Source organism: Acidovorax sp. LjRoot74 (assembly GCF_964254355.1).
In the GTDB taxonomy this organism is placed as follows: Bacteria; Pseudomonadota; Gammaproteobacteria; order Burkholderiales; family Burkholderiaceae_C; genus Acidovorax.
In genome coordinates, this window is the sequence record NZ_CAXUTI020000001.1 from 453,517 (window position 1) to 476,052 (window position 22,536).

17 protein-coding genes and 1 tRNA gene are annotated in these 22,536 nt (G+C 64.1%); 16 read left to right on the top strand and 2 right to left on the bottom strand.

The features are described from left to right. Positions 1-95 precede the first annotated feature (95 nt). The 13 genes from rplK (at position 96) to ACSQ3O_RS02215 (ending at position 18,490) form a co-directional block, all read left to right on the top strand. Positions 96-527: a 50S ribosomal protein L11 gene (gene rplK, locus ACSQ3O_RS02155; protein WP_056641824.1), complete on the top strand. Its 432-nt coding sequence runs from the start codon at positions 96-98 to the stop codon at positions 525-527. A 1-nt stretch (position 528) separates the two neighbouring features. Beyond that, positions 529-1,224 carry a 50S ribosomal protein L1 gene (rplA, locus tag ACSQ3O_RS02160; protein ID WP_137748875.1) on the top strand — a complete coding sequence of 232 codons (696 nt, stop codon included), beginning with the start codon at positions 529-531 and terminating at the stop codon, positions 1,222-1,224. A 238-nt stretch (positions 1,225-1,462) separates the two neighbouring features. Continuing rightward, the gene (gene rplJ, locus ACSQ3O_RS02165) at positions 1,463-1,987 is read left to right on the top strand and encodes a 50S ribosomal protein L10 (RefSeq protein ID WP_063459214.1); all 525 of its coding nucleotides are present in this window, start codon (positions 1,463-1,465) and stop codon (positions 1,985-1,987) included. A gap of 40 nt (positions 1,988-2,027) precedes the next feature. Then, entirely contained in the window at positions 2,028-2,405 is a 378-nt protein-coding gene (gene rplL / locus ACSQ3O_RS02170; protein ID WP_008907085.1) for a 50S ribosomal protein L7/L12, read from the top strand. A 266-nt stretch (positions 2,406-2,671) separates the two neighbouring features. After that, entirely contained in the window at positions 2,672-6,784 is a 4,113-nt protein-coding gene (rpoB, locus tag ACSQ3O_RS02175; RefSeq protein WP_137748874.1) for a DNA-directed RNA polymerase subunit beta, read from the top strand. A gap of 21 nt (positions 6,785-6,805) precedes the next feature. Next, complete coding sequence (gene rpoC, locus ACSQ3O_RS02180) at positions 6,806-11,041, top strand: DNA-directed RNA polymerase subunit beta' (protein ID WP_137748873.1); 4,236 nt, start codon at positions 6,806-6,808, stop codon at positions 11,039-11,041. 120 nt (positions 11,042-11,161) lie between these two features. Continuing rightward, positions 11,162-11,776 (top strand): LemA family protein, encoded by a 615-nt coding sequence (locus ACSQ3O_RS02185; protein WP_436137690.1) that lies wholly within the window; start codon positions 11,162-11,164, stop codon positions 11,774-11,776. 31 nt (positions 11,777-11,807) lie between these two features. Next, positions 11,808-13,259 (top strand): 16S rRNA (cytosine(967)-C(5))-methyltransferase RsmB, encoded by a 1,452-nt coding sequence (gene rsmB, locus ACSQ3O_RS02190; RefSeq protein ID WP_436137691.1) that lies wholly within the window; start codon positions 11,808-11,810, stop codon positions 13,257-13,259. A gap of 70 nt (positions 13,260-13,329) precedes the next feature. Next, positions 13,330-13,893: a DUF4390 domain-containing protein gene (locus ACSQ3O_RS02195; RefSeq protein WP_436137692.1), complete on the top strand. Its 564-nt coding sequence runs from the start codon at positions 13,330-13,332 to the stop codon at positions 13,891-13,893. Next, positions 13,890-16,184 (top strand): ATP-binding protein, encoded by a 2,295-nt coding sequence (locus ACSQ3O_RS02200; RefSeq protein ID WP_436137693.1) that lies wholly within the window; start codon positions 13,890-13,892, stop codon positions 16,182-16,184. The genes ACSQ3O_RS02195 and ACSQ3O_RS02200 overlap by 4 nt, the downstream gene beginning before the upstream one ends. Before the next feature lie 45 nt (positions 16,185-16,229). Continuing rightward, positions 16,230-16,913 (top strand): response regulator, encoded by a 684-nt coding sequence (locus ACSQ3O_RS02205; RefSeq protein WP_137748869.1) that lies wholly within the window; start codon positions 16,230-16,232, stop codon positions 16,911-16,913. Between the two features lie 52 nt (positions 16,914-16,965). Then, positions 16,966-17,041 (top strand) — tRNA-Phe (locus ACSQ3O_RS02210). Positions 17,042-17,236: 195 nt separating this feature from the next. After that, positions 17,237-18,490: an Hsp70 family protein gene (locus ACSQ3O_RS02215; RefSeq protein WP_436137694.1), complete on the top strand. Its 1,254-nt coding sequence runs from the start codon at positions 17,237-17,239 to the stop codon at positions 18,488-18,490. 146 nt (positions 18,491-18,636) lie between these two features. Here the strand turns inward: ACSQ3O_RS02215 and rsmI are convergent, their stop codons facing one another. Further along, on the bottom strand, positions 18,637-19,584 hold the full coding sequence (gene rsmI / locus ACSQ3O_RS02220; RefSeq protein ID WP_137748867.1) for a 16S rRNA (cytidine(1402)-2'-O)-methyltransferase: 948 nt from the start codon (positions 19,582-19,584) through the stop codon (positions 18,637-18,639). Here rsmI and ACSQ3O_RS02225 point away from each other — a divergent pair. The 3 genes from ACSQ3O_RS02225 (at position 19,584) to ACSQ3O_RS02235 (ending at position 21,394) form a co-directional block, all read left to right on the top strand. Further along, entirely contained in the window at positions 19,584-20,015 is a 432-nt protein-coding gene (locus ACSQ3O_RS02225) for a YraN family protein (RefSeq protein WP_436137695.1), read from the top strand. The two genes, rsmI and ACSQ3O_RS02225, sit on opposite strands and share 1 nt — an antisense overlap. Before the next feature lie 108 nt (positions 20,016-20,123). After that, the gene (locus ACSQ3O_RS02230) at positions 20,124-20,729 is read left to right on the top strand and encodes an SIS domain-containing protein (protein WP_436137696.1); all 606 of its coding nucleotides are present in this window, start codon (positions 20,124-20,126) and stop codon (positions 20,727-20,729) included. Continuing rightward, the gene (locus ACSQ3O_RS02235) at positions 20,729-21,394 is read left to right on the top strand and encodes a BON domain-containing protein (protein WP_436137697.1); all 666 of its coding nucleotides are present in this window, start codon (positions 20,729-20,731) and stop codon (positions 21,392-21,394) included. The genes ACSQ3O_RS02230 and ACSQ3O_RS02235 overlap by 1 nt, the downstream gene beginning before the upstream one ends. A 225-nt stretch (positions 21,395-21,619) precedes the next feature. On the opposite strand, the gene ACSQ3O_RS02240 is transcribed toward ACSQ3O_RS02235, so the two are convergent. Beyond that, a complete protein-coding gene (locus ACSQ3O_RS02240) occupies positions 21,620-22,534 on the bottom strand; it encodes an NAD(P)-dependent oxidoreductase (RefSeq protein WP_436137698.1) in 915 nt (304 codons plus the stop codon). Positions 22,535-22,536 lie beyond the last annotated feature (2 nt).

Below are 22,536 nucleotides of genomic sequence, written 5' to 3' on the forward strand. Positions count from 1 at the left end.
ACTCGGTGCGGACATCGTGAAAGTGAGTCGTTAACCCCGGGGAGCCTGTTGTTGCATGGTGCGACGCAGGCGTTATGACCCGCAAGGAGTAAAACATGGCGAAGAAAATCGTCGGTTTTATCAAGCTGCAAGTTCCAGCTGGTAAGGCCAATCCATCCCCACCCATCGGTCCCGCACTGGGCCAGCGTGGCCTCAACATCATGGAGTTCTGCAAGGCATTCAATGCCCAGACCCAAGGCGTTGAGCCAGGCCTGCCACTGCCCGTGGTCATCACGGCTTTTGCAGACAAGAGCTTCACCTTCATCATCAAGACGCCGCCAGCGACGACTCTGATCAAGAAGGCTATCAAGCTCGAAAAGGGTTCTTCGAACGCACTGAAGATCAAGGTCGGCAAGATCACGCGCGAACAGCTCGAAGAGATCGCCAAGACCAAGATGAAGGACATGAACGCTGCCAATGTGGACGCCGCTGTGCGCACGCTGGCCGGCTCTGCACGCTCCATGGGCGTGACGGTGGAGGGTTTGTAAGATGGCCAAGCTGACCAAGAAGCAAAAAGCCCTGCAAGGCAAGGTTGACAGCACCAAGCTGTACGCATTCGCCGACGCAGTCGTGATCGTGAAGGAAGCCGCTACGGCCAAGTTTGACGAATCCATCGACGTGGCCGTTCAGCTTGGCATTGATGCCAAGAAGTCTGACCAGGTGGTTCGCGGCGCCGTGGTGCTGCCCAATGGCACCGGCAAGACGACCCGCGTGGCGGTGTTCGCCCAGGGGGCCAAGGCTGATGAAGCCAAAGCTGCTGGCGCCGATGTCGTGGGCATGGATGACCTGGCCGCCATGGTCAAGGCTGGTGACATGCCTTTCGATGTGGTCATCGCTGCTCCTGACGCCATGCGCGTCGTGGGTACGCTGGGTCAGATCCTGGGTCCACGTGGCCTGATGCCTAACCCCAAGGTGGGTACCGTGACCCCTGACGTCGCTACGGCCGTGAAGAACGCCAAAGCAGGTCAAGTGCAGTTCCGCGTGGACAAGGCCGGTATTGTGCACAGCACGATCGGTCGCCGCTCGTTTGACAACGACAAGCTGCAAGGCAACCTGGCTGCACTGATCGAAGCCCTGAACAAGGCCAAGCCAGCAACCAGCAAGGGTCTGTACCTGCGCAAGGTCGCTGTGTCCTCCACGATGGGCGTTGGCGTCCGGGTGGATACGCAATCCATCGCAGCGTAATTGCGATAAGAAATCTTCGGGCCTGTTAAGGGCCTGATGTGGTGGGCTGGGGGTGCTGTAACAGGCATTTCCAGGCCATCCAAGACCGTTGGTGCGCAACTTGTTTGCACTTAATCCCTTCGGGGCCAACGCAGATGGCGATCCCGCTGCAGATGGAATCCGTTCCGAAACAGTTGGTCGCTGCAACAAGAGCGCGCATGAGGGTGAAAACCCGAGTGTGCAATTTAAGGAGTAGACCTTGAGTCTTAATCGCAGTGAGAAAGAAGCGGTCATCAGTGAAGTGACCAGCCTCGCCGCTAAAGCTCAAACGCTTGTGATCGCGGAATACCGTGGCATCACGGTCGCCGACATGACCAAACTGCGCGTTGAAGCTCGCAGCAAGGGTGTGAGCCTGAGTGTTCTGAAGAACACCCTGGCCCGCCGTGCTGTGGCTGGCAGCCAGTTTGACGTGGTGGCAGACCAGATGACCGGTCCTCTGATCTATGGCTTCTCCGAAGACGCTGTGGCTGCCGCGAAGGTGGTGGCCGATTTCTCGAAGACCAACGACAAGCTGGTGATTCGTGGTGGCGCTTTCGGTGGTAAAGCCCTGGATGTCAACGGCGTTAAGCAACTGGCCAACATTCCTTCCAAGGAAGTTCTGCTGGCACAGATTTGTGGCTTGCTTATGTCCCCCATGTCGCGTACGGCCGTTGTGCTGGGCGCACTGGCGGCGAAAAAAGGCGAAGGCGCTGCCGCACCGGCCGCCGAACCTGTCGCAGCTTGAACGCTCGGCAGTTAACCAACAAAATTGTTAGGAAATCAAAATGGCATTCGATAAAGACGCATTTCTGACCGCGCTGGACAGCATGACGGTTCTGGAACTCAATGACCTGGTGAAGGCTATTGAAGAGAAGTTTGGCGTGAGCGCTGCAGCCATGGCTGCTCCTGCTGCTGCCGGTGGTGGCGCTGGTGCTGCTGCTGCTGAAGAAAAGACGGAATTCAACGTTGTGCTGACCGAAGCCGGCGCCAACAAGGTGTCCGTCATCAAGGCAGTGCGCGAAATCACCGGTCTGGGCCTCAAGGAAGCCAAGGACCTGGTGGACGGCGCTCCCAAGAACGTCAAGGAAGGCATTGCCAAGGCTGACGCTGAAGCTGCCGTCAAGAAGCTGGTGGAAGCTGGCGCCAAGGCCGAACTCAAGTAATTCGGTCTCGCTCAAGGGCTGGAGTGCTCCTCAAAGGGCCTCCAGCCTTTGGTGCTTTCAGAGAGCACTCGAAAGCCCCGTGTCCCACGGGGCTTTCGAGTGTCTTCTGTCAACCCCGACAGCAGAAGACGCCTTGGTCCGGGTGATGTGCAACGCATCACCGTCCGCCATGGTTGGTAGTGGCCAACCGCCAAGCCCGCAAGGACAACGCTTCTTGTGGGTCAGTCGTCGAAGACCCAGGACTCATGTCTTTGCCCGGAGATCTCATGGCCTATTCCTACACCGAACGCAAGCGAATTCGCAAAAGTTTCGGCACCCGCGATAGCGTGCTCGAAGTTCCTTATCTGCTGCAGATGCAGAAGGACGCATACACCGCTTTCCTGCAGGCTGATAAAGCACCCCAGAAAAGAACCATCGAAGGCCTTCAGGCTGCATTCGACGCTGCCTTCCCCATCGTCTCCCACAACGGTTTTGTGGAGATGAAGTTCATTGAGTACAACCTGGCCAAGCCAGCCTTCGACGTGCGCGAGTGCCAGACCCGTGGTCTGACTTTCGCCTCGGCCGTGCGCGCCAAGGTTCAGCTCATCATTTATGACCGCGAGTCCTCGACCAGCCAATCCAAGGTGGTCAAGGAAGTGAAGGAGCAAGAGGTCTACATGGGCGAAGTGCCTTTGATGACCGACAAGGGCTCGTTCATCATCAACGGTACCGAGCGCGTGATCGTGTCTCAGCTGCACCGCTCGCCAGGCGTGTTCTTCGAACACGACAAGGGCAAGACGCACAGCTCGGGCAAGCTGCTGTTCTCGGCGCGCATCATTCCCTACCGCGGCTCTTGGCTGGACTTCGAATTCGACCCTAAGGACATCCTGTACTTCCGCGTGGACCGCCGCCGCAAGATGCCGGTCACGATTCTGCTCAAGGCCATCGGCCTGAACCCCGAATCGATCCTGGCGAACTTCTTCGTCAACGACAACTTCCGCCTGATGGACAGCGGCGCGCAGATGGAGTTCGTCTCCGAGCGCCTGCGTGGCGAAGTGGCCCGTTTCGACATTACGGACAAGTCCGGCAAGGTTGTCGTGGCCAAGGACAAGCGCGTCACCGCGCGCCACACCCGTGAACTGGAACAGTCTGGCACGACCCACATCAGCGTGCCCGAAGACTTCCTGATCGGCCGTGTGGTGGCCCGCAACATTGTGGACGCCGATACCGGTGAAATCATCGCCAAGGCCAACGACGAGCTGACCGAAGCGTTGCTCAAGAAGCTGCGCAGCGCCGGCGTGCAGGATGTGCAGTGCATCTACACCAATGAACTCGATCAGGGTGCGTACATGTCGCAGACCCTGCGCATTGACGAAACGGTGGACGAGTTCGCAGCACGCGTGGCCATCTACCGCATGATGCGCCCCGGCGAGCCGCCAACGGAAGACGCTGTGCAGGCTCTGTTCCAGCGCCTGTTCTACAACCCCGATACGTACGACCTGTCGCGCGTGGGTCGCATGAAGTTCAACGCCAAGATCGGCCGCGACGAATCCACCGGCCCCATGGTGCTGTCCAACGAAGACATTCTGGCCGTGGTCAAGATCCTGGTGGACCTGCGCAACGGCAATGGCGAAGTCGATGATATCGATCACCTGGGCAACCGCCGCGTGCGTTGCGTGGGCGAACTGGCCGAAAACCAGTACCGCACCGGCCTGGCACGTATCGAAAAGGCCGTGAAGGAGCGTCTGGGCCAGGCCGAGCAAGAGCCGCTGATGCCTCATGACCTGATCAACAGCAAGCCGATCTCGGCAGCCCTGAAGGAATTCTTCGGCGCATCCCAGCTGTCGCAGTTCATGGACCAGACCAACCCGCTGGCCGAAATCACGCACAAGCGCCGTGTGTCCGCACTGGGCCCGGGCGGTCTGACCCGCGAACGCGCAGGCTTCGAAGTGCGCGACGTGCACGTGACCCACTATGGCCGCGTCTGCCCTATCGAAACGCCTGAAGGTCCGAACATCGGCCTGATCAACTCGCTGGCTCTGTACGCTCGCCTGAACGAGTACGGCTTCATTGAAACCCCCTACCGCCGTGTGGTGGATGGCAAGGTCACCAATGAGATCGATTACCTGTCGGCCATCGAAGAAGGCAAGTACGTGATCGCGCAGGCCAATGCCACCCTGGACAAGGATGGCCGCCTGACGGGTGAGCTGGTGTCTGCCCGTGAAAAGGGTGAATCCATCCTGTGTGGCGCTGACCGTGTGCAGTACATGGACGTGTCGCCCGCGCAGATCGTGTCGGTGGCTGCGTCCCTGGTTCCGTTCCTGGAGCATGACGATGCGAACCGCGCGTTGATGGGCGCCAACATGTCGCGCCAGGCCGTGCCTGTGCTGCGTCCTGAAAAGCCCCTGGTGGGCACGGGCATCGAGCGCGTGGCTGCGGTGGACTCGGGCACTGTGGTGACCGCTACCCGCGGCGGCGTGGTGGACTACGTGGACGCCACCCGCATTGTGGTGCGCGTGAACGACGCCGAAGCTGTGGCCGGTGAAGTGGGTGTGGACATCTACAACCTCATCAAGTACCAGCGTTCCAACCAGAACACCAACATCCACCAGCGCCCCATCGTCCAGAAGGGTGACATGCTGGTCAAGGGTGACGTGATCGCCGACGGCGCATCGACGGACTTTGGCGAAATCGCCATCGGCCAGAACATGCTGATCGCCTTCATGCCCTGGAACGGCTACAACTTCGAAGACTCGATCCTGATCTCCGAACGCGTGGTGGCGGAAGACCGCTACACCTCGATCCACATCGAAGAGCTGGTCGTGATGGCCCGCGACACGAAGCTGGGCGCGGAAGAAATCACGCGCGACATTCCGAACCTGTCGGAGCAGCAACTGAACCGCCTGGACGAGTCCGGCATCATCTACGTGGGTGCCGAAGTGCAGCCCGGCGATACGCTGGTTGGCAAGGTCACGCCCAAGGGCGAGACCACACTCACCCCTGAAGAGAAGCTCTTGCGCGCCATCTTCGGCGAGAAGGCTTCCGACGTGAAGGACACCTCGCTGCGCGTGGACCAGGGCTCGTCGGGCACCGTGATCGACGTGCAGGTGTTCACCCGCGAAGGCATCCAGCGCGACAAGCGCGCCCAGCAGATCATCGACGATGAACTCAAGCGCTTCCGCCTGGACCTGAACGACCAGCTGCGCATCGTGGAGGCCGATGCCTTCGACCGTATCGAGAAGCTGCTGACCGGCCGCGTGGCCAACGGCGGCCCGCAAAAGCTGGCCAAGGGCACGAAGCTCGACAAGGCTTACCTGGCCTCCGTCGAGAAATTCCACTGGTTCGACATCCGCCCTGCGGAAGACGAAGTGGCAACCCAGCTCGAATCCATCAAGAACGCGCTGGAGCAAACCCGCCACAGCTTCGACCTGGCTTTCGAAGAAAAGCGCAAGAAGCTCACGCAAGGCGACGAGTTGCCCGCTGGCGTGCTCAAGATGGTCAAGGTCTACCTGGCCGTCAAGCGCCGTCTGCAGCCTGGTGACAAGATGGCCGGCCGCCACGGCAACAAGGGTGTGGTGTCCAAGATCGTTCCGGTCGAAGACATGCCCTACATGGCCGACGGTACGCCTGCCGACATTGTTCTGAACCCGCTGGGCGTGCCTTCGCGGATGAACATCGGCCAGGTGCTGGAAGTCCACCTGGGTTGGGCTGGCAAGGGCATTGGCCAACGCATTGGCGACATGCTGCGCGAGCAGGCCAAGGCGGCCGAGCTGCGCAAGTTCATGGAAGAGGTCTACAACTCCCGTGGTCGTACCGAGGACCTGTCGCAACTCAGCGATGACGACCTCATGGCCATGGCAGCCAACCTCACGAACGGCGTGCCTTATGCGACCCCCGTGTTCGATGGTGCTTCGGAAGAAGAAATCAAGGACATGCTCAAGATCGCCTATCCGGACGACATCGCCGAGCGCAAGGGGCTCACGTCTACGCGCACTCAGGCATACCTGTTCGACGGCCGCACCGGCGAGCGCTTTGAGCGCCCCACGACCATTGGCTACATGCACTACCTGAAGCTGCACCACTTGGTGGACGACAAGATGCATGCCCGTTCCACGGGTCCGTACTCGCTCGTCACGCAGCAGCCTCTGGGCGGCAAGGCTCAGTTCGGTGGCCAGCGTTTCGGGGAAATGGAAGTGTGGGCGCTGGAAGCTTACGGCGCCGCCTACGTGCTGCAGGAAATGCTGACCGTGAAGTCCGACGACGTGGTGGGCCGTACCAAGGTGTACGAATCCATCGTCAAGGGCGAACACGCCATCGAAGCCGGCATGCCGGAATCGTTCAACGTGCTGGTCAAGGAAATCCGTTCGCTGGGCCTGGACATCGAGCTGGAACGCTCCTAAGCAGAAAAGGAAAGAGTCACTATGAAATCGCTACTCGACCTGTTCAAGCAATTCACGCCGGACGAGCATTTCGATGCCATCCGCATCGGCATGGCTTCGCCCGAGAAGATCCGTTCGTGGTCTTTCGGCGAAGTGAAGAAGCCCGAGACCATCAACTACCGCACGTTCAAGCCTGAGCGTGATGGCCTGTTCTGCGCGAAGATTTTTGGTCCCATCAAGGACTACGAATGCCTGTGCGGCAAGTACAAGCGCCTGAAGCACCGCGGCGTGATCTGCGAGAAGTGCGGCGTTGAAGTCACGCAGACCAAGGTGCGCCGCGAGCGCATGGGCCACATCGACCTGGCCGCCCCCTGCGCCCACATCTGGTTCCTGAAGTCCCTGCCATCGCGTCTGGGCCTGGTGCTCGACATGACGCTGCGCGACATCGAACGCGTGCTGTACTTCGAAGCCTACGTGGTGACCGACCCCGGCATGACCCCGCTGAAGAAGTTCAGCATCATGTCCGAGGACGACTACGACGCCAAGCGCAAGGAATACGGCGACGAATTCATCGCCAAGATGGGCGCGGAAGGCATCAAGGACCTGCTGGAATCCATCGACATCGACCTGTCGATCGAACGCCTGCGTGGCGACCTGACCGGCTCCGAAGTCAAGGTCAAGAAGAACGCCAAGCGCCTGAAGGTGCTGGAAGCGTTCAAGAAGTCGGGCATCAAGCCCGAGTGGATGGTGCTGGAAGTGCTGCCCGTGCTGCCACCGGACCTGCGTCCGCTGGTGCCGCTGGACGGCGGCCGCTTCGCGACTTCCGACCTGAACGACCTGTACCGCCGCGTCATCAACCGCAACTCGCGTCTGCGCCGCCTGCTGGAGCTGAAGGCCCCTGAAATCATCGCCCGCAACGAAAAGCGGATGCTGCAAGAGGCTGTGGATTCGCTGCTGGACAACGGCCGCCGTGGCAAGGCCATGACGGGCGCCAACAAGCGTGCCCTGAAGTCGCTGGCCGACATGATCAAGGGCAAGTCCGGCCGTTTCCGCCAGAACTTGCTGGGCAAGCGGGTGGACTACTCGGGCCGTTCCGTGATCACCGTGGGCCCTACGCTCAAGCTGCACCAGTGCGGTCTGCCCAAGCTGATGGCGCTGGAGCTGTTCAAGCCTTTCATCTTCTCGCGCCTCGAAGCCATGGGCATCGCGACGACGATCAAGGCTGCCAAGAAGGAAGTCGAATCCGGCACCCCCGTGGTGTGGGACATCCTGGAAGAGGTCATCAAGGAACACCCCGTGATGCTGAACCGTGCACCTACGCTGCACCGTTTGGGCATCCAGGCCTTTGAGCCCATCCTGATCGAAGGCAAGGCCATCCAGCTGCACCCCCTCGTCTGCGCGGCCTTCAACGCCGACTTCGACGGTGACCAGATGGCTGTCCACGTCCCGCTGTCGGTGGAAGCACAGATGGAAGCTCGCACGCTGATGCTGGCCTCCAACAACGTGCTGTTCCCCGCGTCGGGCGAACCCTCCATCGTGCCTTCGCAGGACGTGGTGCTGGGTCTGTACTACGCCACCCGCGATCGCATCAACGGCAAGGGCGAAGGCCTGGTGTTCGCTGACACCGGTGAAGTGCAGCGTGCTCTGGACGCAGGCCAGGTCGAACTGGCTGCCAAGATCACGGTGCGCATGACCGAGTGGAGCAAGAACAAGGAAACCGGTGAGTTCGAGCCTTCGACCTCGCTGGTGGAAACCACCGTGGGCCGCGCGCTGCTGTCCGAGATCCTGCCCAAGGGCCTGCCGTTCTCCAACATGAACAAGGCGCTCAAGAAGAAGGAAATCTCGCGCCTGATCAACGTGTCCTTCCGCAAGTGCGGTTTGAAGGAAACGGTGGTTTTCGCCGACAAGCTGCTGCAAAACGGCTTCCGTCTGGCCACGCGCGCTGGTATCTCGATTGCCATCGACGACATGCTGGTGCCGCCCCAAAAGGCCGGCATCATCGAGCGCTCCGAGAAGGAAGTCAAAGAGATCGAACAGCAGTACGTCTCCGGTCTGGTGACCTCTGGCGAGCGCTACAACAAGGTGGTGGACATCTGGGGCAAGGCCGGCGACGAAGTGTCCAAGGTGATGATGGCCCAGCTGTCCAAGCAGAAGGTCATTGACCGCCACGGCAAGGAAGTGGACCAGGAGTCTTTCAACTCCATCTACATGATGGCCGACTCCGGTGCCCGCGGCTCTGCCGCCCAGATCCGCCAGGTGGCCGGTATGCGGGGCCTGATGGCCAAGCCAGACGGCTCGATCATCGAAACGCCTATTACCGCGAACTTCCGCGAAGGCCTGAACGTGCTGGAGTACTTCATCTCCACCCACGGTGCCCGTAAGGGTCTGGCCGACACGGCGCTGAAGACCGCCAACTCCGGCTACCTGACGCGCCGTCTGGTGGACGTGACGCAGGATCTGGTCGTGACCGAAGAGGATTGCGGCACTTCCAATGGTTCGCTGATGCGCGCCATTGTTGAAGGCGGTGAAGTGATCGAATCGCTGCGCGACCGTATCCTGGGCCGCACCGCTGCCGAAGACGTGCTGCACCCCGAAACCCGTGCCGTGCTGGTGCCTGCTGGCGTGATGCTGGAAGAAGACATCATCGAAGAGCTGGAAGCCGCTGGCGTGGACGAAGTGAAGGTGCGCACCGCACTGACCTGCGAAACCCGCTACGGCCTGTGCGCCAAGTGCTATGGCCGCGACTTGGGCCGTGGCGGCCTGATCAACCTCGGCGAAGCCGTGGGCGTGATCGCTGCCCAGTCCATCGGCGAGCCCGGCACGCAGCTGACCATGCGTACCTTCCACATCGGTGGTGCCGCTTCGCGTGCCGCCATCGCGTCGAGCGTGGAAGCCAAGTCCAACGGTGTGATCGGCTTCAACGCCACGATGCGCTATGTGAGCAACACCAAGGGCGAGCTGGTGGTGATTGCACGTTCGGGTGAAATCATCATCCAGGACGAGCATGGCCGCGAGCGCGAGCGCCACAAGGTGCCTTACGGCGCGACGCTGACGGTGAAGGCTGACCAGACCATCAAGGCTGGCACCATCCTCGCCAACTGGGATCCGCTGACGCGCCCCATCATCACCGAGTTCGCCGGTCAGACCAAGTTCGAAAACGTCGAAGAAGGCCTGACGGTGGCCAAGCAGGTCGATGAAGTGACCGGCCTGTCCACGCTGGTGGTGATCGACCCCAAGCGTCGCGGCGCTGCCAAGGTCGTTCGTCCTCAGGTGAAGCTGATCGACGCGCAAGGCAACGAAGTGAAGATCCCTGGCACCGACCACTCGGTGACCATTGGCTTCCAGGTGGGCGCGCTGATCCAGGTGCGTGACGGCCAGGACGTGGGCCCCGGCGAAGTGCTGGCGCGTATTCCGGTCGAAGGCCAGAAGACCCGCGACATTACCGGCGGTCTGCCCCGCGTGGCCGAGCTGTTCGAAGCCCGTACGCCGAAGGACAAGGGCACGCTGGCCGAGATGACCGGTACCGTGTCGTTCGGCAAGGAAACCAAGGGCAAGGTCCGCTTGCAGATCACCGATCCCGAAGGCCGCGTGTTCGAAGAGCTCGTGCCCAAGGAAAAGAACATCCTGGTGCACGAAGGCCAGGTGGTGAACAAGGGCGAATCGATTGTGGACGGCCCGGCCGACCCACAAGACATCCTGCGTTTGCTGGGTATCGAAGAGCTGTCGCGCTACATCGTCGATGAAGTGCAGGACGTGTACCGCTTGCAAGGCGTGAAGATCAATGACAAGCACATCGAGGTGATCGTTCGCCAGATGCTGCGCCGTGTCGTGGTCGAGAACGTTGGCGAGTCGAACTACATCGCCGGCGAACAGGTCGAGCGCTCCGAGATCCTCAACACCAACGAGGCACTGCAGTCCGAAGGCAAGATTCCTGCGACCTACAGCAACCTGCTGCTGGGTATCACGAAGGCATCGCTGTCCACCGACTCGTTCATCTCGGCCGCTTCCTTCCAGGAAACGACCCGCGTGCTCACCGAGGCTGCCATCATGGGCAAGCGCGACGAGCTGCGTGGCCTGAAGGAAAACGTGATCGTGGGCCGTTTGATCCCCGCAGGTACGGGTCTGGCCTACCACCAGGCACGCAAGGCCAAGGACGCCATGGACGACGCCGAGCGCCGCGCCATTGCCGAAGCCGAAGCGGCTGAAATGGCAGCCCAGTCCGACGCCTCCGAGGCAGACGGCAGCAGCGTCACCGCAACCGACGCAGCAGCCGACTAAGCCTTTCTGCTGTCGCTCTGAAACGCTCCCGCCCTGTCCCCTGGCAGGCCGGGGGCGTTTTTCATGGAACGCCCTGGTTTTCTCTTTTTTTCCCTTTTCTCGGGCTGGAGCGCACAAGACATGCGCCGCCAGCAACTGTGCATGTTGTGGTCATCGCCCCTCTTCTGGATCGTTTTTGCCGTCCTCCTGTTCTGGGCCCTCGGGGCCTACAACCGCCTGATGCGGCTGCGCTCGGCGGTGGTGCAGTCGTTTGGCAGCTTCGACGCCCACATGGTGCGCCTGGTGGCGCTGCTGGGTGAATGGGATGCGGCCGTCGCCGTGCAGCCAGGGCGCCTGCTGGCAGGCACCAGGGAGCAGGAACTGGCGGCGCTGCAAGGCGCCACCATCCAGCTGAGTGCTTCGCTGGCGGTGGCGCGCGCCCGCCCGCTGCAGCCAGACGCCGTAGCGGCCCTGGCCGCCGCACGCGATGTGCTGCAGGCAAGCTGGCAGGCGGCCCTGGCGCAGCCCGCCCCCCAGGCACCCGAGGGCGGTGGCCTGGCTCCGGACGCGCCGCCGGAGCCCGCAGTCACGGCCCTGTCGATCTGGCAGATCCGCTGGGACGAACACCAGTTCCAGAACACACAGGCCATCCAGGTGTTCAATGACGCGGTGCAGCACTACAACGCTGCCATCGCGCAATTCCCGGCCAGCCTCCTGGCCTGGGTGTTTGGCTTCAAGGCGGCGCGCGCGCTGTAGCGCGGCCGACGAAGCCGTTTTCAGGACCACGATGAATCCTCCTCCCTCCCACCGCACGGGCCGCCCCGGCGGCAGCAACCCCTCCCGTCCTCCGCGTCCCCGCACCGGTGGGGCGGGCTCGCAGCCGGGTGCACCGGCGGGTGCCGCTACTGGGTCCGTCGCGCTGTGGCAGCAGTTGGCTGCTGTTGCAGGGGCGTTGCAGTCCATTCGCGCTGGCCAATCGGGCACAGCGGCTCTGGCCGCCGTGGATGCGGGCCTGCGCCCCGGGGTGCAGGCCCTGCTGTTCCAGGTGCTGCGGCAGCTGGGCCGGGCCGAGGCCCTGCGCCGCCAACTGGCCGCCCGCACCCCGCCGCCCGCCGCCGATGCCTTGCTGTGCACGGCCCTGGCGCTGGGCTGGAACCCGAACGAGGCGTCCTACGAAGCCTTCACCCTGGTCAACCAGGTGGTAGAAGCGGCCAAGCACCACCCGGCCACCCGGGCCCAGGCCTCGTTCATCAATGGCTGCCTGCGCCGCTTTCTGCGTGAGCGGGACGCGCTGGTGGCTGCGACCGACAGCGACCCAGTCGCGCGCTGGAACCACCCCGCCTGGTGGATTCAGCGGCTGCGCAAAGACCATCCCCAGCATTGGGAGCAGATCCTGCGGGCCAACAACGCCCATGCGCCCATGACGCTGCGAATTAATCAGCAAAAATGCACGCTGCCGCTCTATCAGCAAGCACTTGAAGCTATTAATTTAATAGCAATTCCTGCCGGCGAAACGGGCCTGGCCCTGCAGCACCCTGTGCCCGTGCCCGCGTTGCCCGGCTTTGCTGAAGGCTGGGCGTCGGTGCAGGACGCTGCCGCCCAGATGGCGGCGCCGCTGCTGCTGCAAGGGCTGAACTTGGCGGAGCCCCTGCGGGTGCTGGATGCCTGCGCCGCGCCGGGTGGCAAAACCGCCCACCTGCTGGAAATGGCCCCTGCCGGTGCCCCCTTGCAAGTGACGGCGCTGGAGATCGACGCCACCCGCAGCGCCCGCATTGGCGACACCCTGCAGCGCCTGGGGCTCAATGCGCAGGTCCTGGTTGCCGACGCCGCCCGCCCGCAGGATTGGTGGCAGGCGCATTGTGGCGGAGCACTGTTCGACGCCATCCTGCTGGATGCGCCCTGTACCGCATCGGGCATCGTGCGCCGCCATCCCGACGTGCGCTGGCTGCGCCGGGAGAGCGACATCGCCCAGCTCGCCGCTCTGCAGGCGCAGTTGCTGAAGGCACTGTGGCCCCTGCTGCGCCCCGGGGGGCGTCTGCTGTACTGCACCTGTTCAGTGTTCCGTGCCGAAGGGGATGCCCAGGTGCAAACGTTTCTTGCACACAACACCGATGCGCAATTGCTGCCGTCGCCAGGCCATTTAATTCCCGGCAACGCGGACAAGGGCGGGGCTGTCCCGGACAATCTGAGCGGTGACCACGACGGATTTTTTTACGCACTGTTGCAAAAATCGCCGTAATGGGCCCGCTGGGGTCCATTGGCTGCTGATTTGCGGGATTTTTTGGTTGTTGTGTCTGGGGGGCGGGCTTGTGGCTTCCCACGCTGTTGCCGCCCAGGCGGCCCATGCCGCCAATGCAGAAGTGGGCGAACTGCGCCTGGAGCGGGCCGAGGATGGGCTCTACCTGGGGGCCAATTTGCAGTTCGACCTGCCTGAGCTGGCCGAGGATGCGCTCTACAAAGGCATCCCGATGTTCTTTGTGGCCGATGCCCAGGTGCTGCGCGACCGCTGGTACTGGTCCGACCGCCTGGTGGCCGAAACCACACGCTACTTTCGCTTGAGCTACCAGCCGTTGACCCGCCGCTGGCGCCTCAATATCTCCGCCGTGCCTTTCACCAACAGTGGCCTGGGCGTGGTCCTGGGCCAGAACTTCGACAGCTACGACGACGCAATGGCTTCCATTCAGCGATTTTCCCGCTGGAAGATTGCAGAACGCGATGTGATTGAGGCGGATGCCGTGCACACGGTCAACTTTCGGTTCCGTCTTGACATGTCGCAGCTGCCCCGTCCCTTCCAGATCGGCGCCGTGGGGCGCTCGGGCTGGAACCTGCTGGTGTCCCGCAGCCAGCGCCTGGCTGCAGAGCAGGCCAAGTGAGTACCAACAACGCTCCGGTAGGCGCTCCGCCTTCCACCCACGCCAGTGCACGCCAGTCGCGTGCCGTGCGCTGGGCTGTGGGGGTAGGGGCCGCCATCATGTCGGCCATCGGCATGGTGCTGATGTTCCTGCTGACCCTGGCCACCAACAACCGGGTCCTGTACGAGCGCAACTACGCCTGGCTGTTTGGCGTGAACGTGTTTGTGGCCCTGCTGCTGCTGGGCGTGCTGGTCTGGGTGGCCGTGCGGCTGGGCATGCGCCTGCGCAAGGGGCGCTTTGGCAGCCGGCTGCTGGTCAAGCTGGCGGCGATCTTTGCGGTGGTGGGGTTGATGCCGGGCCTGCTGATCTATGTGGTGTCCTACCAGTTTGTCACGCGGTCGATCGAAAGCTGGTTTGATGTGAAGGTGGAAGGAGCGCTCTCGGCCGGGGTCAGCCTGGCTCGGGTGTCGCTGGACTCGCTCGCCGCCGACATGGCGGCCAAGACCCGCAACGCCAGCACCCAGGTGGCCCAGGTGCCCGATGCCACTGCGGGCCTCGTGCTGGAGCGCATCCGTGACCAGTTGGGCGCCACCGACGTGGTGCTCTGGAACGCAGCAGGCCAGGCCGTGGCCAGCGCCGGGCAGTCGCGTTTCAGCCTCAACCCCGAGCGGCCGGGCGCACCGCTGCTGCGCACCGTGCGCCAGCAGCGGGCCACCGCCCAGATCGAAGGGCTGGACGACATTGCCGACCCGGCCGCCGCACAGAACGCGCGTGTGAAAGTGCTGGCACTGGTGGCCAGCCCCAGCGTGGGGCTGCTGGTGGAGCCGCGCTACCTGCAGGCCACGCTGCCCCTGCCGCCCGCGCTGGTGGCCAACGCGATTGCGGTGCAGGAGGCCAACCGCGAGTACCAGGAGCGCGCTCTGGCGCGCGGCGGCTTGCGACGCATGTATGTGGGCACGCTTACGCTGAGCCTGTTCCTGGCGGTGTTTGGCGCTGTGTTGCTGGCCGTGCTGCTGGGCAACCAGCTGGTGCGGCCCCTGCTGGTGCTGGCCGAAGGGGTGCGCGAGGTGGCCGCTGGCAACCTCAGCCCCAAGGCCGCCCTGCAGAGCAAGGACGAGCTGGGGGGGCTCACGCGCTCGTTTGCGCTCATGACCCAGCAGCTGGCAGATGCGCGCCAGGCGGTGGAGCTGAGCATGGGCGAGGTGGATGCCGCCCGCGCCAACCTGCAGACCATTCTGGACAACCTCACGGCCGGGGTCATCGTGCTCGATGCCCAGGGGCTGATCCACTCCTCCAACCCGGGGGCCACCCGCATCCTGCGTGCGCCCATGGCGGCCTTCGAGGGGCGCCCGCTGTCGGAGGTGCCGGGCCTCGCTGAATTCGCGGCCTCGGTTCAGCGGCATTTCGACGCTTTTCTGGGCGACCACGAGCGCCATGGCCTGGACCATTGGCAGCAGCCATTCGAGCTGCACGCCTCGGCGGGTGGGGCCGGGCAACACGCCACCAGCCTCGTGGCCCGGGGCGCGGAGCTGCCCGATTCGGCCCGACTGTTGGTTTTTGACGACATTTCGGAAATCGTTTCTGCGCAGCGTGCGCAGGCCTGGGGCGAGGTTGCACGGCGCCTGGCGCACGAAATCAAGAATCCGCTCACCCCCATTCAGCTGTCGGCCGAGCGGCTCGAAATGAAGCTGACGGGCAAGCTGCCTGGCCCCGAGCAGGCCATCCTCGCCAAGTCCGTCAAGACCATCGTGGACCAGGTCGATGCGATGAAACGGCTGGTCAATGAGTTCCGCGACTACGCCCGCCTGCCCGCCGCAGAACTGCACCCGCTGGACCTCAATGCCCTGCTGGCCGACGTGCTCCATCTGTATGGCGAAGAAAACGCCACCGTCCCTGTAGAAGCCGAGCTGGACCCGCGCTGCCCCTGGATTGCGGGTGACGCGCAGCAGCTGCGCCAAGTGGTGCACAACCTGCTGCAAAACGCGCAGGACGCGACCGAACAAGCACGTACAGAAGCCACCGAACCTGCGCTGCCACCCGTGCGCATCAGCACCCGCTGGAGCGAGTCTTCGCGGCGCGTGCGGCTCACGGTGTCGGACAGCGGCGGGGGCTTTCCGACCCACATCTTGCAGCGCGCCTTCGAGCCCTATGTCACCACCAAGCCCCGGGGCACCGGCCTTGGTCTGGCGGTGGTCAAAAAGATCGCTGATGAACATGGCGCTCGCATCGACCTGTCCAACCGCACCGAAGACAGCGTGGTGCGCGGGGCCCAAGTGTCGTTATCATTCGCCCCTGTACCGGCGGTGGCGTGATAACAACACCGCTTTGCAGTCCCTCCCCAAGGCGTTTCAACACACATGGCAAACATTCTGGTGGTCGACGATGAGCTCGGCATTCGTGATCTGTTGTCGGAAATCCTGAACGACGAAGGTCACAGCGTAGACCTCGCAGAAAATGCGACCCAGGCCAGAACCGCCCGGGCAGGCAACAGCTACGACCTGGTGCTGTTGGACATCTGGATGCCCGACACGGACGGTGTCTCGCTGCTCAAGGAATGGGCGACCGCAGGCGTGCTCACCATGCCCGTGATCATGATGAGTGGCCATGCCACCATCGACACCGCCGTAGAGGCCACCCGCATCGGCGCGTTCTCGTTCCTCGAAAAACCCATCACCCTGCAAAAACTGCTGAAAGCGGTGGAGCAGGGCCTGGCCCGCAACACCGCCCACCAGGCCGCACCAGTGGCTGCCGCGCAGGCGCCCGCAGCCGCGCCAGCCGACCCCACCTTTGCACAGCTGCCCGTCGTTGCAACTGCCATGGCCGGTGTGGACGCTGGCCCCCATGCCCACCAGGGCTTCGACCTGGACCGCCCGCTGCGCGAAGCGCGCGATGGTTTCGAGAAGGCGTACTTCGAATTCCACCTGGCCCGCGAAGGCGGCTCCATGACCCGAGTGGCCGAGAAGACCGGCCTGGAGCGCACCCACCTCTACCGCAAGCTGCGCCAGCTGGGCGTGGACCTGGGTCGGGGCAAACGCAATTAATTTCTTCAAATTACCGGAAGCCGCCATTTTTCTGGCTATAATTTGAGGCTCAGGCCCGGTAGCTCAGTCGGTAGAGCAGAGGATTGAAAATCCTTGTGTCGGTGGTTCGATTCCGCCCCAGGCCACCATATAAAAGCCCTTGATTTGAAAGAATCAAGGGCTTTTTCCATTCTGCGCATTGCCGCATCCAGCGGTGCTGGCGATGGCTCCATGTCTCTGGCCTCTTCTGTTTCGAGGCTGGTATCGCCTGCGTAGCGGATGCGGCATGGGCTACATGTTCCGCAGCACCCTGTTCTCTTTCCTGTCTCTCCCCCACGTTTCCCATGCCCCTTCTGCACGACACCACCCTCGGTATCGACTTTGGTACTTCCAACTCGGCCATGGCTGTGCGCCAGGGCGCGGGGCATGCGCGGATGATTGCGCTGGAAGGGGCTGCGCACACTTTGCCGACGGCGCTCTTCTTCAATGGCGAGGACCACCGCACGCATTTCGGGCGCGATGCCGTGGGGCAGTACCTGGCGGGCACCGAGGGGCGCCTGATGCGTTCGCTCAAGAGCCTGCTGGGTAGCGCGCTGCTGCAGGACAAGACGGCCGTGCACAACCAGCTGGTGAGCTACCAGGACATCATCAGCCTCTTTTTGCGCATGCTGGCGGCCAAGGCCCGCGACGAGCTGGGCGGCTTGCCTGCGCGCGTGGTGATGGGGCGGCCCGTGCATTTTGTGGATGGTGACGCCGCGCGCGACCAGCAGGCCGAAGACGCGTTGCGTCAGGCCGCGCTGGGCGCGGGTTTCGAGAACGTGTCGTTCCAGTTCGAGCCCATCGCGGCGGCGCTGGACTACGAGCAGCGCATCGCCCACGAGTCGCTGGTGCTGGTGGTGGACATTGGCGGGGGCACGTCGGACTTCACCGTGGTGCGCCTGGGGCCCGAGCGCATGGCCCGCGCAGACCGCAGCGCGGACGTGCTGGCCACCACGGGCGTGCACATCGGCGGTACGGACTTTGACCGCCGCCTGAGCCTGGACCTGCTCATGCCTTTGCTGGGCTTTCGGCACACCGGGCCCACGGGGCGCGAGGTGCCGAGCCGGGTGTTTTTTGACCTGTCTACCTGGCACCTGATCCAGTGGCTGTATGCACCCCGGGCCTTGCGCGACGCACAGAACCTGCGCACCGACTATGCCGACGCGCGCCTGCATGGGCGGCTGATGCGGGTGCTGAACGAGCGCCTGGGGCACCGCCTGGCCAACACGGTGGAGCAGGCCAAGATCGCGGCCTCGCAGTCGGACGCCGACGCGCCCATGCCGCTGGACTGGATCGAGGCGGACCTGGCGGCGGCGGTCACTTCGCAGGGGCTGGCGCAGTTCCTGGAGCAGCCGCTGGCGCAGGTGGTGGCCTGCGCGCAGGACTGTGTGCGCAGTGCAGGGCTGGCGGGGCAGGGGCTGGAGGCGATCTACCTCACCGGGGGCTCGTCGGCACTGCGGCCGCTGCGGCAGGCGCTGAAGGCGGCCTTCCCGGACACGCCGCAGGTCGAGGGCGATTTGTTTGGTGGCGTGGCGGCGGGATTGGCCGTGTCGGGCTGACGCTCTTGCGGCTGGGCGTCAGCAGCGAGGTAGCTTGCGGTTTGATTGCTATTAAATAAATAGCTATTGAGGCATGATGGTCGCGCGGAGGCGGCCATTTTGACTAAGGTTTTTTGACGCTGTCACCGCCGAAGTCGGTGGTGGGGTCAGTCGGCCGCGTCGGAGTCGGTGCCTTGCGATCCGTCGCGTTTCCAGGCCAGGGCGGTGTCGTACAGCACATTGCGCGACGCGCCGGTGATATCGGCCGCCAGGCGCACAGCGCTTTTGAGCGGCAGCTCGGCCAGCAGCAGGCGCAGCACCCGGAGGCTTTCACCATCGTTGCCCGCCAAGGGCACGGGGTGCAGCAGCACCACAAATTCGCCGCGCGAGCGCTGGGGTGAGCCATCCAGCCAGGCGGTCAGGGCCTGGGCGGGCTGGGTGGTGATTTCTTCAAACTGCTTGGTCAGCTCGCGCGCCAGCGTCACGGGGCGCGTGCCCAGCACGGCCAGGGCCTGGGCCAGTTCGCCGATGCGGTGGGGCGCTTCGAGCAGCACCACGCAGCGCGGCTCGCTGGCCAGTTGCTGCTGGATCACTGTGGCACGTTCGGCGTTCTTCACGGGCAGAAAACCGGCGAACACAAACCCGCCATGTTCGGCGCTGTGGGCCACGGCACCGGCCGCACTGAGGGCCGTGGTGATGCTGCTGGCGCCGGGCAGGGGCAGGGCGCGCAGGCCGGCGGCCTGTACAGCAGCCACCAGGCGGGCGCCGGGGTCGCTCACGCCGGGGGTGCCCGCGTCGCTCACATAGGCCACGCGTTGGCCTTGTTGCAGCCGCTGCACCACGGCCTGTGCGGCTTCGGCCTCGTTGTGTTGGTGTACGGCCAGCAGCTGGGCTGCGCCCTTGTCGATGCCATAGGCGCGCAGCAGGGTCTGGGTGTGGCGCGTGTCCTCGCAGGCCACGGTGTCGGCCAGCTGCAGCACATGCAGGGCGCGCAGTGTGATATCGGCCAGGTTGCCGATGGGCGTGGCCACGACATACAGGGCACCCTCTGGATAATGCTGCGCAGCCGCTGCATCGCGTGCGGCGCCCAGGGCTGAAGCGAAAGAGGCGCTCAATGAAATTCCTTGAAAAAAGACAAGCTGCCAGCGCACCAGGCCGGGTCGCCCAAGCCGCTGCGACCACCCCGGCCGCCACGACGCGGGATCGCGGCAATGCCGCCGAAGACCAGGCCCTGGCCCATCTGCAGGCGGCGGGCCTGCAACTCGTGGTGCGCAATTATCGGACGCCCGGGCGCGGTGGGGGCGAGATTGACCTGGTGATGCGGGCGCGCGATGGCACGCTGGTGTTTGTGGAGGTGCGCAGCCGCAGCAGCCAGGCCTTTGGCGGGGCGGGCGCCAGCATCAGCGCCACCAAGCAGCAGCGCATCGTGTTTGCGGCCCGGCAGTACCTGATGCGCCTGCCATCGCCGCCGCCTTGCCGGTTTGACGTGGTGCTGGTTGAAGGCGTTTCGGTGTCGTGGCTCCAGGCCGCGTTTGATGCGCAGTAGTGGGGCTCCCAGCCCGGCGGCTGCACAAGGTTTTGTGCGCCAAAGCCAAGCAGGGAGCTACGGTTTGCTACAAAAGCTGTAACACGCGGCGGGTATCATCGGGCCCTCATGCTTGAGCAACGCATCCAACAGCATTTCATCGACAGCGCCGACCTGAAGTACCAGGCCGCGCAAGCCCTCAGCCACCCCATCGCCGCTGCCGTGCAGGCCGTACTGGCCTGCGTGACCAGTGGCGGCAAGGTGCTGGCCTGTGGCAACGGCCCCTCGGCCGCAGAGGCGCAGCAGTTTGCCGCCTTCTGCGTGGCCGGTTTTGAACGCGAACGGCCCGAGCTGGCCGCGCTGGCGCTGACGGCCGACAGCACCTTGTTGACCACGGCCGCTGCAGGCGGCGGCAACGACGCCACCGCGCAGCAGTTTGCCCGCCAGGTGCGGGCGCTGGGCCAGGCGGGCGATGTGCTGCTGGCCCTGTCGGTCACGGGCAACGACGCCAACCTGCTGGCCGCCACCGAAGCCGCCCACGAGCGCGACATGACTGTGGTGGTGCTGACCGGCCGCACCGGCGGCAAGCTGGCACCGTTGCTGCGCGAGACCGACGTGCTGATCAGCGTGCCCCACGACCGCGCGGCGCGCGTGCGTGAAGTCCATGCCCTGGCGCTGCACTGCCTGTGCGACGGCGTCGATGCCCAGTTACTTGGTGAACAGGAGATTCCGTGATGAACAACCCAACCCTGACCCGTACCCGCCGCACCGTCTGCACGGTGCTGGCTGCCGCCGCGCTGGCTGCAGGCCTGTCGGCCTGTGCACCCTTGATCGTGGGTGGCGCCGTGGTCGGCGGCGTGATGGCCGTGGACCGCCGCACCACCGGCACCCAGATCGAAGACGAGGGCATCGAGCTGCGTGCGGCCAACCGCATCCGCGAGACCCTGGGCGACCGTGTCCATGTCAACGTGACCAGCTACAACCGCCAGGCGCTGCTGACCGGCGAGGTGCCCAACGCCCAGGACCGCCAGGCCGTGGAGCAGATCGTCTCGCAGGTGGAGAACACCCGCTCGGTGGTCAACGACCTGGCCGTGATGCCGAACACCACGCTGGGCCAGCGCTCCAGCGACACCTTCATCACCGGCAAGGTGCGCGCCAGCCTGGTGGACGCGCAGGACATTTCGGCCAACTCCTTCAAGGTGGTGACCGAGCGCAACATCGTGTACCTGATGGGCCGGGTGTCGCTGCGCGAAGCCAACCGCGCCACCGAGATCGCGCGCGGCGTGAGCGATGTGCGCAAGGTGGTGCGCGTGTTCGAGATCGTGTCGGAAGAAGAGCTGCGCCGCATCGCGCCGCCGCCCGCACCGGTGACGACGGACAGCCAGCCCGCTGGAGGCTGAGAGCGACTGCATCTGACATCTGATGTCGGGTCAAAGTCCCGGGCTGCGTTGCGTCGCCGGGACTTTTTTCTTGAGGCTTAGCATTACGCGCTGCATCATGAAACTGGCGCGGCCAGTGCCGGTGCTCCCGCGCAAGGGCCGCCCCGCCGCGCTGGGGGCGTCCCCCTCCCGCATCGCCCAGCGAGGCGAGAGAGGGGGAAGGCGCAAAGCGCCTCAGGGGGTGCGTTATTTCAACCGCTTGATCAGGCTCGACGTGTCCCAGCGGTTGCCACCCATCTGCTGCACATCGGCATAGAACTGGTCCACCAGCGCGGTCACCGGCACACGCGAGCCGTTGCGCTTGGCTTCATCGAGCACGAGGCCCAGGTCCTTGCGCATCCAGTCCACGGCAAAACCGAAGTCGAACTTGCCGTCCACCATGGTCTTGCCCCGGTTGTCCATCTGCCAGCTCTGGGCTGCGCCCTTGCCGATCACCTCCAGCACCTGCTTCATGTCCAGGCCTGCGTTCTGGCCAAAAGCCACGGCCTCGGACAGGCCCTGCACCAGCCCCGCGATGCAAATCTGGTTGACCATCTTGGCCAGTTGGCCCGAGCCGCTCGCGCCCAGCAGCGTGAAGGCGCGCGAGAACGCCATGGCCACGGGCTGGGCCGCATCGAAGGCGGCGGCATCGCCGCCACACATCACCGTGAGCTGCCCGTTCTGCGCGCCCGCCTGACCGCCTGACACGGGGGCATCCACAAACTGCAATCCCAGCGCCTGGGCGGCGGCATACAGCTCGCGCGCCACCTCGGCCGAGGCCGTGGTGTGGTCCACAAAAATGGCGCCGGGCTGCATGCCCGCAAAGGCGCCATCGGCCCCCAGCGTGACCGAGCGCAGGTCATCGTCATTGCCCACGCAGCAGAACACGATGTCGGCGCCAGCCGCTGCCTCGCGCGGTGTTGCAGCATGTTTTGGAGCCTTTGCGCCTGCGTATTCAGCACACCATGCTATTGATTTAGTAGCGGTGCGGTTGTAGACGGTGACCTCATGCCCCGCCAGCGCGAGGTGGCTTGCCATGGGGTAGCCCATCACACCCAAGCCCAGGAAGGCGACCTTGCGGGAAGGGGTGACGTCGTAGTTGCGGGGGTTGGTGCTTGGCATGG